The organism is Agathobacter sp. LCP21S3_B2 (assembly GCF_052118705.1).
Classification (GTDB): domain Bacteria; phylum Bacillota; class Clostridia; order Lachnospirales; family Lachnospiraceae; genus Roseburia.
In genome coordinates this window covers 33661-48261 of sequence record NZ_JBQKGQ010000018.1, presented here as the reverse complement: position 1 = coordinate 48261, position 14601 = coordinate 33661, and the positions used below count along the sequence as shown (strand labels likewise).

General features: G+C 42.5%; 15 protein-coding genes. All 15 read right to left on the bottom strand.

Features of this window, described 5'->3' with window-relative positions; genetic code table 11:
- Positions 1-31 precede the first annotated feature (31 nt).
- Positions 32-1162: an agmatine deiminase gene (aguA, locus tag ACTQ1L_RS12365; protein WP_441367457.1), complete on the bottom strand. Its 1131-nt coding sequence runs from the start codon at positions 1160-1162 to the stop codon at positions 32-34.
- Complete coding sequence (gene nspC / locus ACTQ1L_RS12360; RefSeq protein WP_441367456.1) at positions 1134-2285, bottom strand: carboxynorspermidine decarboxylase; 1152 nt, start codon at positions 2283-2285, stop codon at positions 1134-1136. Before nspC ends, aguA begins: the two co-directional genes overlap by 29 nt.
- Positions 2286-2298: 13 nt before the next feature.
- Positions 2299-3594 carry a saccharopine dehydrogenase family protein gene (locus ACTQ1L_RS12355; protein WP_015515819.1) on the bottom strand — a complete coding sequence of 432 codons (1296 nt, stop codon included), beginning with the start codon at positions 3592-3594 and terminating at the stop codon, positions 2299-2301.
- A 51-nt stretch (positions 3595-3645) separates the two neighbouring features.
- The gene (gene speE, locus ACTQ1L_RS12350; RefSeq protein ID WP_441367454.1) at positions 3646-4503 is read right to left on the bottom strand and encodes a polyamine aminopropyltransferase; all 858 of its coding nucleotides are present in this window, start codon (positions 4501-4503) and stop codon (positions 3646-3648) included.
- A 15-nt stretch (positions 4504-4518) separates the two neighbouring features.
- Positions 4519-5970 (bottom strand): aminotransferase class I/II-fold pyridoxal phosphate-dependent enzyme, encoded by a 1452-nt coding sequence (locus tag ACTQ1L_RS12345; RefSeq protein WP_012744096.1) that lies wholly within the window; start codon positions 5968-5970, stop codon positions 4519-4521.
- 259 nt (positions 5971-6229) lie between these two features.
- Complete coding sequence (locus tag ACTQ1L_RS12340) at positions 6230-7555, bottom strand: MATE family efflux transporter (protein ID WP_441367452.1); 1326 nt, start codon at positions 7553-7555, stop codon at positions 6230-6232.
- A gap of 209 nt (positions 7556-7764) precedes the next feature.
- Positions 7765-8199, bottom strand: coding sequence for an Hsp20/alpha crystallin family protein (locus ACTQ1L_RS12335; protein ID WP_321111946.1), 435 nt, complete (start codon positions 8197-8199; stop codon positions 7765-7767).
- 161 nt (positions 8200-8360) lie between these two features.
- Complete coding sequence (locus ACTQ1L_RS12330) at positions 8361-8510, bottom strand: hypothetical protein (RefSeq protein ID WP_441367451.1); 150 nt, start codon at positions 8508-8510, stop codon at positions 8361-8363.
- Between the two features lie 11 nt (positions 8511-8521).
- A complete protein-coding gene (locus ACTQ1L_RS12325) occupies positions 8522-9370 on the bottom strand; it encodes a DegV family protein (protein ID WP_117920466.1) in 849 nt (282 codons plus the stop codon).
- Positions 9371-9457: 87 nt separating this feature from the next.
- Positions 9458-10183, bottom strand: a complete 726-nt coding sequence (locus ACTQ1L_RS12320) for a NifB/NifX family molybdenum-iron cluster-binding protein (RefSeq protein WP_441367449.1) — start codon at positions 10181-10183, stop codon at positions 9458-9460.
- A gap of 213 nt (positions 10184-10396) precedes the next feature.
- On the bottom strand, positions 10397-10528 hold the full coding sequence (locus ACTQ1L_RS12315; RefSeq protein WP_441367447.1) for a hypothetical protein: 132 nt from the start codon (positions 10526-10528) through the stop codon (positions 10397-10399).
- A gap of 191 nt (positions 10529-10719) precedes the next feature.
- Complete coding sequence (locus tag ACTQ1L_RS12310; protein ID WP_441367445.1) at positions 10720-12042, bottom strand: citrate/2-methylcitrate synthase; 1323 nt, start codon at positions 12040-12042, stop codon at positions 10720-10722.
- A complete protein-coding gene (locus tag ACTQ1L_RS12305) occupies positions 12035-12541 on the bottom strand; it encodes a MarR family winged helix-turn-helix transcriptional regulator (RefSeq protein WP_441367444.1) in 507 nt (168 codons plus the stop codon). Before ACTQ1L_RS12305 ends, ACTQ1L_RS12310 begins: the two co-directional genes overlap by 8 nt.
- A gap of 73 nt (positions 12542-12614) precedes the next feature.
- Positions 12615-14228, bottom strand: coding sequence for a chaperonin GroEL (gene groL, locus ACTQ1L_RS12300; RefSeq protein WP_441367442.1), 1614 nt, complete (start codon positions 14226-14228; stop codon positions 12615-12617).
- A gap of 46 nt (positions 14229-14274) precedes the next feature.
- Entirely contained in the window at positions 14275-14559 is a 285-nt protein-coding gene (groES, locus tag ACTQ1L_RS12295) for a co-chaperone GroES (RefSeq protein WP_075681758.1), read from the bottom strand.
- Positions 14560-14601: the final 42 nt, after the last annotated feature.

Genomic DNA, 14601 nt, shown 5'->3' with positions numbered 1-14601 from the left:
ATGTAAGCTGGAACGATTACAACCAATTAAATTACTGTGGTATCTGCTGTGTGATACAGTGTATATTTCCCCCGCCGACAATTATGTCACGCGCATATATCGGATACACTTTTCTTCCCTCAAAAAGGCTTCCGATTGCCTTAAGCGCAGGCTCATCCATCACATCACCAAACTGAGGAATGAGCACACCGCCGTTTGTGATGTAAAAATTCACATAGCTTGCCGCTAAGCGTTCTCCTGCCTCGCGCTCATCCTCACCCTCCTCAAAGGTGAAGCCCGAAAGCTCATATTCTGTGATACACACCGGATTCTTTGGAATGTAAACCTTGTGAACCTCAATTTTCCGTCCTCTAGCATCAGTTTCATTTTCCAATATTTCAAGGTCCGCTGAGGACATCTGATACTGTGGGTCGTCCATGTCATCAGTCCACGCAAGCACCACATGCCCCGGGCTTGTAAATGCACATACGTTGTCGACATGCTCGTTGGTTTCATCATTGTATATTCCATAAGGAATCCAGATAATTTTTTCGGCACCGAGATAATCCTTTAATTTCTGTTCTATTTCAGACTTCGATAATTCCGGATTTCTGCCCTTGCTGAGCAGACAGCTTTCCGTCACTATCACAGTTTTCTCTCCGTCTGTGTGGATGGCTCCACCCTCTAAGACAAACGGATGCGCATCATACATGTCGTATCCGGCTTTGTTGCAAAATAAAGCCGCTACTCTGTCATCCTTTGTCCAGTCTGCGTACAGTCCGTCTACCTTGCCGCCCCAGGCATTAAAACACCAGTCGATTCCTCTGACAGCACCATCCTCATTTTTCACGAAGGTCGGCCCCACATCTCTGGCCCAGGCATCATCTGACTCCATTTGTATATATTTCACCGGGAAATTTTCCTGATAATTTTTCTGCTTTCTGACAGCTTCCACAACAGACCTTGCATTGTCTATCACATCTTCCTCAGCGAGCACATATGCCTGCTCAGACTCTGCTATTGCACATATCACCTCCGCAAAAGCCTCTCTTGCCCGCCTGGCACCGTAAATCCATGATCCCGGGCGCTTTGGCCAGATGATGATGGTACCCTTGTGGGGAGCATACTCTGCCGGCATATAAAAGCCGTCTGCTCTAGGACAGCCTGCATTTAAAATCTTCATATTCGAATCTCCTGATAACCTTACAATCGTTATTTTCATCCATTACTGCAATGTCCGGAAGCGGCATGCCGTTAAAGGTATTATTTTTGACCATCGAGTAGATTGCCATATCGCAAAAGCACAGCCTGTCGCCGGTTTTTATCTCTCTGTCAAATGAATAATCCCCTATCACATCACCTGCCAGACAGGTACATGAGGACAATCTGTAGGTATACTTCTTCTCACCCGGCTTGCCACTGTCCATAAGCGGCGGACGGTACGGCATCTCAAGCACGTCCGGCATATGGCAGGCTGCGGAGGTATCCAGAATGAGTATCTTTATGCCATTGTTTTCAACTATATCAAGCACCGTTGTCTCCAGATATCCTGCATCAAGCGCAACCGCCTCTCCCGGCTCCAGATAAATTTCCAGGTCGTATTTGTCACGCATATGCATAATGCATTTTTCAAGCCTCTCAATGTCATAGTCTGCCCTTGTGATGTGGTGTCCGCCTCCCATATTGAGCCACTTTAGCCCATACAGTAAATCTCCAAATTTCTCCTCTACCACTGCAAGAGTCGTTTCGAGCGCATCCGAATCCTGTTCACAGAGCGTATGAAAATGAAAGCCCTCAATACGTGATAAATCAAGCCCGTTTTTAATAGCCTTATCGAGTGCCTCTCTCGTTATCCCAAGCCTTGAGCCCGGCGCACATGGGTCATATATCTCATGCCCCTCCTGTGTGGAGCACTCAGGGTTTATTCTGAGCCCGACACTTATTTTTTTATCAGCCTTTTCTATTTTATCCCTGTGAAGCAGATACTGCGATACGGAATTAAATACAATATGGTCACATATTTCTACCAGCTGATCCATCTCCTGCGGCAAAAAAGCGGGACAGAATACATGGTTTTCCTTTCCCATTTCTTCATGTGCAAGGCGGGCCTCAAAAAGCCCGCTTGCAGTTGTCCCGCTTAGATATCTGCCGATAAGAGGATATTCATAAAATGCGCTGAATGCCTTCTGTGCAAGAAGAATCCTTGCACCTGTCCTTTGCATGACACCGTTTAATATCAAAAGATTTTCAGTTAATTTTCCCTCGTCTATCACATAACAGGGAGTTCTTAATTCATTTATCTTCATACCGGCCTCCGGACTAATCCATATGTACTGACTCATCCTCAGTCTTGTAGCAATCCACAGGAACCGGATTCTCCACTACCTGCCAAGGCAGTCCGAACTTATTAAGAGCCTCCATGTATGGATCCGGATCCATCTCCTCAAGGTTGAACACTCCCGGCTTCTTCCAAAGTCCCTTTACTACCATCATGGCACCAATCATTGCCGGCACACCTGTGGTATAAGAAATCGCCTGCGACTCAACCTCCTTGTAGCACTCCTGATGGTCGCATACATTGTAGATGTAGATTGACTTTTCCTTTCCGTCCTTGACACCTGTAAAAATACATCCGATATTTGTCTTTCCGACTGTACGAGGTCCCAGGGATGCAGGGTCAGGAAGCAGCTCCTTAAGTACCTGTATTGGCACTATTTCCTTTCCATCCACCATAATCGGGTCTGTCCTTAGCATGCCGACATTCTCAAGACACTTCATGTGTGTGAGATAGCTCTGTCCAAAGGTCATGAAGAATCTGATTCTCTTTATTCCCGGAATGTTTTTGGCCAGTGACTCAATCTCCTCGTGGTGAAGCAGATACATATCCTTTTCTCCGACCTGGTCAAAATTGTACTGCGCTCTCCACTCCATAGGCTTTGTCTCTACCCAGTGGCCGTCTGTCCAGTATGAGCCGTTCGCAGAAACCTCACGCAGATTTATCTCAGGATTAAAGTTTGTCGCAAATGGGTATCCGTGGTCACCGCCATTGCAGTCGAGAATGTCTATTGTATGTATTTCATCAAAATAATGCTTAAGCGCATATGCAGAATAAACAGAGGTCACACCCGGGTCAAATCCGCTTCCAAGAATAGCTGTAAGCCCTGCCTCCTTAAATTTCTCCTGATATGCCCACTGCCATGAATAATCGAAATATGCCGTAAATCCAAGCTCCTTGCAGCGCTTTTCGTAGATTGCTCTCCACTTTGGATCCTCAGTATCCTCACACTCATAGTTGGCAGTATCGATGTAGTCAACACCACACGCAAGACATGCATCCATGATTGTAAGATCCTGATACGGAAGCGCAACATTTAAAACCGCATCCGGCTTGTATGCATTAATCAGCTCTTTTAATTCCTCCACATTGTCGGCATCAACCTTTGCAGTCTCAATTTTTGTGCTTGTCTTTCCCTCAAGCTTTGCCTTTAAATCGTCACATTTTGACTTGGTTCTGCTTGCAATCATAATCTCGGTAAATACCTCGCTGTTCTGGCAGCATTTTCTGATTGCCACCTGCGCAACTCCACCACATCCGATAATAAGTAATCTGCTCATTTATGTCCCTCCTGATTCGCTTTGGTTATGATATAGTTTTTCTAATTTGTTTTACCTTGTTTCCTCTTCCTCGAGTAAATCCTCCACATATTTCGGAAGCATGAAGGCTCCCCTGTGTAAATGTGTTGTATAATACCAGGTTTTAAGCCCCAGTGCATCCCATCTTTTTGCATCCAGATCATAAAGCGGATGATATTTCTTCGATGCAAACCCAAACAGCCAGTAGCCTGACGGACAGGTTGGAATATGTGCCTGATATACCCTGCTTATAGGAAATGATTTATACACCTTTCTGTGCATTTTCCGGCACTCAAGCTCATCCTCATCATAAAAAGGACTGCCGTGCTGGTAAACCATGATTCCATCATCCTTTAGTGCCTTATAACAGCTTCCGTAAAACTCTTTTGTGAAAAGTCCCTCCGTATGTCCGAGCGGGTCTGTGGAATCGTTGATTATCAGATCATATTCATCATGCTTTCTGCGTAAGAATCGCAGACCATCATCATAAAACATGGAAATTCTTTCATCCTCAAGTCCACATGCTACCTCGGGGAAAAACCGCCTGCATACATCGACAAACATCTTGTCTGTCTCAACCACATCAATATGCTCGACAGACGGATATTTGATGAGCTCCTTTGCCACGCCGCCGTCGCCACCACCTATTATAAGTATCCTTTTTGCATTCGGATGGACCGCCATCGGCACATGTGTGACCATCTCATCATATATAAACTCATCTGTGTCCGAAAAAACAATCTCGCCATCCAGCGCGACCATTTTGCCAAACTCATATGATTTAAACACATCTATTTTCTGATAATCACTCTGACCTGAAAAAAGCTGCTCCTGTATCCTTACATCCAGCTTGACATTGACAGTATGATATTGTGAAAACCACATTTGCATAGCTTTTCCTCCTGTTTACTGCTCCAATACCTTAAGATATTCTACCGCAGGGTCCTCTGTTCCCTGCATTGAACAGCCCTTTTCCTTTGCGTAGACAATGTATTGCGCAATCTCTTTTGTGATAAGCTCTCCCGGTGCAAGAATCGGGATTCCCGGTGGATAACACATGACAAACTCACCACTTACAGCGCCTACCGCGTCCATAATGCGCACTGATTTCTTCTGCGAATAAAACGCCTCCTGCGGCGATACCGCCACCTTTGGATTTATGTACTCTCCCGACAAAAGTCCGGTCTTGTCCTTGCTGTAAAGGCGCTTGATATCCTCCAACGCACCTACAAGCCTCTCTATATCCTGTATTCTGTCACCAATTGATATATACGCAAGTATATTACAGATATCTCCAAACTCTATCTGGATATCATACTCATCACGCAGCAGATCATATACCTCTATTCCGGCAAGCCCTATATCGAGCGTATAGATGGACAGCTTTGTCACATCATAATCATATATGCTCGTGCCATTTACAAGGTCACGCCCATACGCATAATAGCCGCCTATGGAATTAATCTCCTGCCTTGCATACTCCGACATCTGCGCCACCTTGGCAAAGGATTCCTCGCCTCTGAGTGCTAAATTTCTTCTTGATATATCAAGGCTTGACAATAGCAGATACGATGCGCTCGTGGTCTGGGTGAGGTTGATAATCTGCCTCACATAATCAGCATTCACATCCCTTCCGGTGAGCAGAATCGAGCTCTGTGTCAGGCTTCCTCCCGATTTATGCATCGATACCGCAGACATGTCTGCCCCGGCTGCCATTCCTGATATCGGAAGCCCCTTTCCAAAATAAAGATGTGTACCATGTGCCTCATCCGTGAGCACCTTGATTCCCTTCGAATGAGCCAGCGCAACTATCGACTTAAGGTCAGAACAGATTCCGTAATACGTCGGATTGTTTACAAGCACAGCCTTTGCATCCGGATTTTCCTCGATAGCCCTCGCCACCTGGTCAATCTCCATTCCAAGCGAAATACCAAGCTTTGCATTCGTCTGCGGATTGACATAAACCGGTATCGCTCCGCAGAGCACGAGTGCATTAAGAGCACTTTTATGAACATTTCTCGGAAGTATAATCTTGTCTCCTGCCTTGCAGGTGGACAAAATCATGGCCTGCACCGCAGAGGTGGTGCCTCCTACCATAAGAAAAGCATTTGCCGCTCCAAAGGCATCCGCCGCAAGCTCCTCCGCTTCTCTGATTACCGAAACCGGATGGCACAAATTGTCAAGCGGCTTCATTGAATTGACATCAAGCCCTACACACTTTTCTCCGAGCAGATGCACCAGCTCAGGATTTCCCCTGCCTCTCTTGTGTCCCGGCACGTCAAACGGCACCACTCTCTTCTTCTTAAACTCCTCAAGAGCCTCATAAATCGGCGCTCTTTCCTGTCTTTTGATATCCATTTACTACTCCTGTATTTAAAAAGGATGGTGCGTGCAAGCATCATCCTTTAGATTCGTCTTAACAACAGTAAAATCGTAACATATACTATGGAGTTATGCAAGAATTTACGTTTTATTTTTGCTAATAATAGTTACGCCATTGCAGGCTCCTTCTTCTTAATAATCGCCTCAACTTCATCAATTACCTTCAAGCAAAAGGAATATTCCTTATTTAGCAAATTCTTCGTTACTTATCACACTGTAATCTAAGCAGTACCTTCTACTCTGCCGGCCAGGATTTTCTGAGAGCCACATAGGAAATCAGAAAATTGGCAAACCAGCCGGCCGGTACAGCAAGCCAGACAAATGCAATACCGAAACGCGGCGCGCAGATTAAGGCAACCGAGAGGCGGATTGCCAGGTTTACCATATTTGCAGTGAGAAACGGACGCATGATGCCAAGTCCACGAAGCACACCATCGGTGGCCATCTTGATACCCATGAAAATGAAAAAGAAGCCAAGCCATCTCATATAATCTCCGGATACCTGATATGCCAGGGCCGTTCCGTCTTTACCCAGGAATAATGAGGAAATCTGAGTATGCAGTGTTTCAATTACTATAAAAGCAAGCACTGCAAAACACAGGTCTAACACCAGCGCAGCGTGATAGCCTTTTTTGATACGTTCTGTCTTCTTTGCTCCGAGATTCTGGGAAACAAACGGAGAAACTGCATTTCCAATGGATACAAATATCAGTGAAAATACATTCTCTACCCTCATCGTTGCCGAATATCCTGCAAGCGCCTGTGTACCGAATGGATTCACAACTGCCTGTACTATCATCATGCCAATTGACACCGTAGACTGCTGGAGAACCGAAGGCACAGCAATCCGAAGCATGGAATGAAGCTCATTCCTGTCAAACCATTCAAAGCGACTTTTATACCGGCGCATCCTGCTAAAGAAAATCAAAAGTGAAAACACTGCAGATATTCCCTGAGCAATTAGAGTTGCAAGTGCTGCACCGAACACTCCCAAGTCCAGGCCTGCCACCATCCAAAGATCCATAAATATATTTAACACAGAGGAAAATATCAAAAGCCCCAACGGAATCCTTGACTCGCCAATCGATGTAAACATCGTTGAAAGTATGTTGTACATAAACAAAAAGGGAAATCCCACAAAATAAACCCTAAGATACAGCACTGCCTCATCCAGTATATCTGCAGGTGTCTGTAGCAAGCTCATCATTGAATGTGAAAAGAAAAAGCCAAAGACACCCAGAAGTACGCTTAAAACCAGAAAACTAATCAGTGATGTTGATACTATTGTTTTCATTTTGCCGTAATCCCTGGCGCCGAAATAGCGGCTCACAAGTACACCGGCTCCTACACCGGCTCCCAGTGCTATACAAATGAACACATTCGTAAGCGCAGCACAGGCTCCAACTGCCGCAAGTGCAGAGGAGCCTACAAACTGGCCAACAATGATTGAATCAGCCATATTATATACTTGTTGAAAAAAGCTGCCCAAAATCATAGGCATTGCAAAAACAGTCAGCGCCTTTAACGGGGCATCTGTAATTAAATATTCATCTTTTGACATTATCTTATTTCTCCAATTAATTGTTACGGCAACGTTATACTCAGAACATATCAAACATTCACTGATAGATATCGGCATCAGGCTTAATCACCCCAACCATAGCTGAAATAACTTTGCATCGTCTTTATAAATATAATAAATCCGCTATACTTAGCTATAGTATAGCGGATTTATTGGTAAATTACAATTATTATTACCATCCGGTGACTTTATCCTTCAATAGCAATATGCTTTGTGGTCTCAACTTTCTTTTGCTCCTTCTTCGGAACTGAAAGTTTAAGAATACCATCCTCATACTTTGCCTTGATATCTTCCTGTTTCAGCTCATCACCTACATAGAAAGACCTGCTCATAGCACCGGAATAGCGCTCCTTGCGGATATACTTGCCATCCTTTTCTTCCTTGTCAAGTCCTTTAGCTGCGCTGATAGTTAAGTAACCATTCTCCAGCTTAGCCTCAATCTCATCCTTCTTGAATCCCGGAAGATCTATATCTACTTCGTAGCTATTGTCTGTTTCCTTGACATCAGTCTTCATAACGTTCTTTGCGTGTTTACCATAAAGCACCTTGTCAACATCAGGAAATGAAAAATCCATCCAATCATCGTTAAATAAGTTTTCTCCCAAAATACTAGGCATCAACATAAGTCATCTCTCCTTCTTAATCTATAAAATCTGTGTCAACCTGTTTCTTTGGAACCGGGATGTTTCAAGAACTCAAAGCCTTTGCTTTTTGTTCCTTTCCTTTGTTCTTGACTATGTTATACACCTATTATTAGCACTCGTCAATAGTGAGTGCTAATAATTTATAAAATGTTTATATTTTTCTTTATCCGGTACATGGAATAATAAGGTTCTGATGCGTTGACGCCAAAATCTATGTTGTTATCACGAACGGTCGGTACGATGCGGATAAGGAAAAAGCGGCTTCCGAGCAGCTTCAAAGTACTTACCATATGAAACTCCATTATTTTGCAATAAATAACACTCCGAGTGTGCCAGGCCCACAATGTGATGAAATCACACCACCTGCTCTTGTCTCTATTATTTCCTTAAAAATGCCAAGAGAGGCTATGTAATCTCTTACCTCTTCAACTGTCTTAGCATCACATTCCGAATGTGTAATAAATACCCGATCCGGTATTGCGTTTTTCAAGTCCTCTTCCAGATCTTTTGCATAATTCTTTATGACTTTACCGATCTTACCTCTATATTTCCTGCTTGCATCCATTTTTCCATCCTTTACAACGATCATGGGATGAAGTGCCAATGCTCCTCCTATAAGCGCAGAAACAGCATTGCATCTGCCACCTCTGTAAAGGTACACAAGTGTATCTACAACAAAGCTCGCTCTTACCTTCGGAATCAGTTCATCAATTCCGGTTTTTATCTCCTCACGGGATTTCCCATCTGCTGCCATAACTGCCGCCTCAACAACAAGCAGGCCTATTCCTGTGGACAGATTTCTTGAATCTATCACCGTAACTTTATCTTCTGCATCAAGTTCTTCTGCCGCCATTCTGATCACGTTGATTGATGTCGACATCTCACTTGATATGGAAAAGCATATGATTTCCCTGCCTTCATCAATATATGGCCGCATTACATTCATTGCTGTTTCTATAGATGGAGCTGAAGTCTTTGGTGTAGTCTTATTTTTATCAGCCCACTCATACAATGCGTGAATGTCTATCTGCGGTCCATCCTCCAGTTCTTCATCTCCTTTTACAATATGAAGCGGAATAATATCTATATCGTATCTTTCTAAAACTTCCTGTGACAGATCACATGTACTGTCTGATATAATTTTTATCATCTTTAATACCTCGTTTTCTGTTGAATCCTTCATCTAAGAGAACTGCACCAATCTGTATTATTTCACTGGTGTATTTATATATTTTTCTTAATGACAGCTATGGCTTCCGCATCCATGCTCACCACATGTATGTCCTTCCCCATTGTTGTTCTCATGGTTAGAACACTTCACATCCGGATTATAATCAAGCGCATCATTGATAAAAGCTTCTACTGCTTTATCCGCATCTCCTGAAACTCCACCAAAAAGCTTAATGCCCGCTGCCGCTAACGCAGTCTGAGCACCTCCACCCAAATCACCTGTCAATTTCTTCTTTCTGTTATCTTTATATGTAATGGTCAATTCATAACTGCAACCATCACAAACTCTGCATTCTTCTATTTCTGTCCACGGACGATAGAGCCATATTACATTCTGATAAAAATCCATAACCTTTTCGATTTCAATATGAACTACTTCTTTATCAAGAACTCTCCTGCTTGCTCTAGGATAAGCAAAATACTTAACTGTTCCATCCGGGAATACTTCAAATGCCCATTGGTCTTCCTCCATTGATTCAGGATCATAATATCCCCAATTAGACCAATAGCGAAATCTAATCTTTACTATATCTTCTACAAGGAAATTCTCTACACACCATTCTGTTTCACAATCCTTGCAGAATCGATCTGGTTGACCGCCACCGATAAAAACTTCACAGCCACCAAGCTTGATATTTCCTTTTTCAGCCTCTTTAAAAGCATCGTGCGTTGGATACCCATACATTATGGGAATTATATTATTCGATTTACATTTCGGACATACACATCCCATCAAATCCCTCCAATCAAAAAAGCATCCAGATCTATCCCGGATGCCAATAAAAGCCACACTATATGAATACGGGATTGTTCCTTGTTTACAATGTTTTACCTCTCAAAATGGTTACAAAACTACTAAATTATATTATATCACTCAACCCGTAATTTTACCAGTAAAAAAGCACCCAAGCATTTCTGCCTGAGTGCCGTCAAATCGATTATTCCATTATGCAACCCTTACAAGGCCACCCTGCTCCATTTTAATTTGAATAGAGCCAATCTCACCGAACTCTTCTTCACGATTCCATACATAAGCATATGGATATCCCTCTTTAAGTTCTCTTCTTACCTTCTTCAATCATTTTCTTCTGCATACGCATTACCTCCATTATGAGAGCAAGGCTGCAAGCCATAGCCTGCAGTCCTTACCGTTTTTAGTTTCTACATTCTTAAACCACTTTGAACATGGTCTGCTGCTCTTTAATTTTATGTATATGCTGACGCATTATTTTATTATTACACCATCTGAAATCTTGGTTAGAAAGCTCTCTAACTGAGTCTTTTTTCTTCCATAATACTCATATATGCTGGTCTGATGATTTTATCCGTGCAAATCATCTCTTCTATTCTGTGTGCACTCCAACCTACGATTCTAGCTACTGCAAACATGGCTGTATAAAGTTCTACCGGTATACCCAGCATATCGTAGACAAATCCACTGTAAAAATCTACATTGGGACTGACACCTTTATAGATATGTCTTTTATCTGCTATGATCTTTGGAGCAAGCATCTCTATGTTTTCATACAATTCAAGATCTTTTTGCCTTTTCTTTTCCTCTGCCAGTTGTTTTACATAATCTTTAAATACTCGCTCCCTCGGATCAGAAATAGAATATACTGCATGTCCCATTCCATAGATTAAGCCCTTTTGGTCAAATGCATCTTTATCAACAATCCTTCTTAAGTATGCTTCTATCTCATCCTTATCTGAATAATCCTTTATATGCGCCCTAATATCATCCATCATTTCCATTACCTTAATGTTGGCGCCTCCGTGTTTTGGTCCTTTTAGCGAACACATTGCTGCTGCCATCGTAGAATAAGTGTCAGACCCGGATGACGTAACGACTCTTGTGGTAAATGTAGAATTATTACCTCCTCCATGTTCCATATGCAAAATGAGTGCCGTATCTAAAACCTTTGCCTCTGTAAGGGTATATTTCCTGTCTGGTCGCAGAAGCATCAATAGATTTTCCGCGGTGGAAAGCTGTTTATCGGGATGATGAATATACATACTCTCATTTTTTTCATAATGATTGTAAGCATTATATCCATATACTGCCAACAATGGGAACTCACTGATGAGCTGGATGCACTGACGCAGCGAATTGCTGACACTTGGTTCTTTTACCTTTTTATCATAAGATGCCAGGGTAAGAATACTCCGGGTCATGGAATTCATGACATCCTCCGAAGGTGCTTTCATAATGACATCCCTTGTAAAATTGGTTGGCAATGTCCTACACTCTCCAATAATTCTATCGAAGTCTTCCTTCTCTCTTTCATCAGGCAGTTTTCCCATCAAAAGAAGATATGCTATTTTTTCAAATCCAAACTCATTTTGTCCTAAACAATGAATCAAATCTTCCACTCGATAGCCCCGGTACCACAATTCCCCATCGCAGGGAATCTTCTGATTATCAACAATTTTTGAAGACACTATTTTTGATATGTTGGTAAGTCCTGTAAGGACACCTTTCCCATTTTCATCTCTAAGCCCTTTGTTTACGCCATATTCTTCAAATAACCGCGGAGCAATGTTATCATTTTTCAGACAAACTGCTTCCAATTCTTCAAAATAATCATTCATCTGCTCCGTTGTCATCTCTATTCACCTCCAGATTCTCCACCTCACTGCTCATAATAGTTTCCAACTGCTTCATAAGCTGTAGTAACTGAATCAAATTATCCTTTCCAAACTTTTCGAACACCTTCCCGTAATACTTCTTAAGTGTTTCTTCCTGCGCCCTTAACAGGCTTCGTCCGCTTTCAGTAATTGTAACATAGGTGCCCTCACTGCCGTTACCGTCATGAGACCATAATACATATCCTACGTCTCGTAGCTTTTCTACCATTTTAGAAATCTGTCGCATCGTCATCTGAAGCTTGTCCGCTAAATCCTTCAGATAGACTCGTCCTGCATAAATGTCGGATGTCTCCTCCATTGCAATATATTGTAATGCAATGTATTCCGGGATACTCATTTTCATAAAGACATCTTTTCTATGCTCCCGGTTAAACAAGTGCCTTTGGTATATCAATTCGTTGGACAGCTTTATAATATCTGTATTTCCTAAAGTTTCTGCCATATTACTCCTCCTTTATTTAAAATAAGGGAAGCAACAGACTGTCACTTCCCTTCGTAAAAGAGAATGGATTATTTTAATAGCCCATTTCCGGTTGTGCCGGCATTGCAGGTGCTGTTTCCTTAATATTTGCCACAGCAGCTTCCGTTGTTAATAAGGTTGATGACACACTAATCGCATTGGAAAGTGCACTTCTTGTAACCTTGACAGGATCAATAATTCCTGCATCGACCATATTGACGTACTGTTCAGAAACTGCATCAAAGCCTATGCCCTCATCTGACTCCTTTACCTTATTGATGATGACAGCACCCTCTAAGCCTGCATTTTCAGCAATGGCACGAAGCGGAGCCTCTAATGCCTTGGCTACAATCTCTGCTCCTGTTCTCTCATCACCCTCCATGCTTGATATCATGTCATATACCGCCTTTTGTGCGTGAACATAAGCAGAGCCACCGCCACTAATGATACCCTCTGACACAGCAGCCCTAGTGGCATTTAATGCATCCTCTATACGATACTTAGCTTCCTTCATCTCTGTTTCAGTTGCGGCTCCAATCTTAATAACTGCAACACCACCGCCGAGCTTAGCCATCCGGTCTACCAGCTTATCCCTGTCGTACTCAGAAGCATCTGCAGCCTGTCTCTTAATCATTGCGATTCTTTCTTCAATGTCCTGTTTCTTGCCCTCGCCATCCACGATGGTTGTATGTTCCTTTGTTACTTTAACTGATTTAGTCTGTCCAAGCATATCAACTGTGATATCCTTTAATTGCATGCCAAGGTCATCGAGTACTGCCTGTCCCCCTGTCAGAATTGCAATATCCTTTAACATCTCCTTACGACCATCACCATACCCCGGTGCCTTTACAGCTACGACCTTGAGTGTGCCTCTCAACCTGTTTACGATTAGTGTTGTAAGTGCTTCACCCTCTACGTCATCTGCAATAATCAGCATTTCTCTTCCCTGCTGCATTACCTGCTCCAATATAGGAAGAATATCCTTTATATTAGATATCTTTTTGTCCGTAATCAAAATGTATGGATGATTCATATTAGCTATCATCTTTTCTTTATCATCACACATGTAAGCAGATAAATAACCGTTGTCAAACTGCATTCCCTCTACAACCTCTATCTCTGTCTGCATCGTCTTTGATTCTTCTATTGTGATGACGCCATTCTCTCCAACCTTTTCCATTGCATCGGCAATCATTGTTCCGACTTCATCATTACCTGCAGATATTGCAGCAACCTTTGCAATGTGATCTTTTCCGGTTACAGGCTTGCTCATTTTAACCAGTGCTTCAATAGTTGTATCTGCTGCTTTCTTCATTCCTTTTCGCAAAATAATTGGATTTGCACCTGCTGCTATATTTTTCATACCCTCGCCTACTAGAGCCTGTGCCAAAACAGTTGCCGTTGTCGTGCCGTCTCCTGCAATGTCATTCGTTTTGGTTGCGACCTCTTTCACAAGTTGTGCACCCATATTCTCATAAGGATCTTCCAGTTCAATCTCCTTTGCAATCGTAACACCATCGTTCGTAATCAAAGGAGTTCCGTAAGATTTATCCAATACAACGTTACGTCCCTTAGGTCCGATTGTCACCTTTACTGTATCTGCCAGCTTATCAACGCCTGCTTCCATCTTTTTTCTTGCATCGATATCAAACAAAATTTCCTTTGCCATGTTAATTCCTTCTTTCTACATATAAAATAACTGTATTTTTATTTTACTACTCCACAATTGCAATAATATCGGACTGATTTACGATGATATATTCCTCATCCTCCAACTTAACATCTGTACCGGAATACTGAGAATAAATCACACGGTCGCCTTCTTTTACCTGCATTTCTGTTTTCTTTCCATTCTTTTCACTTCCAGGTCCTACTGCAATGACAACAGCTGTCTGTGGCTTTTCTTTTGCACTATCCGGTAATATAATTCCGGACTGGGTTTTTTCTTCTGCTTCCTGCTGTTTTAAAACAACACGCTCTCCTAATGGTTTTAACTGCATAATCATTACCTCTTTCCTTTATTGTTAGCACTCTCTTGTATT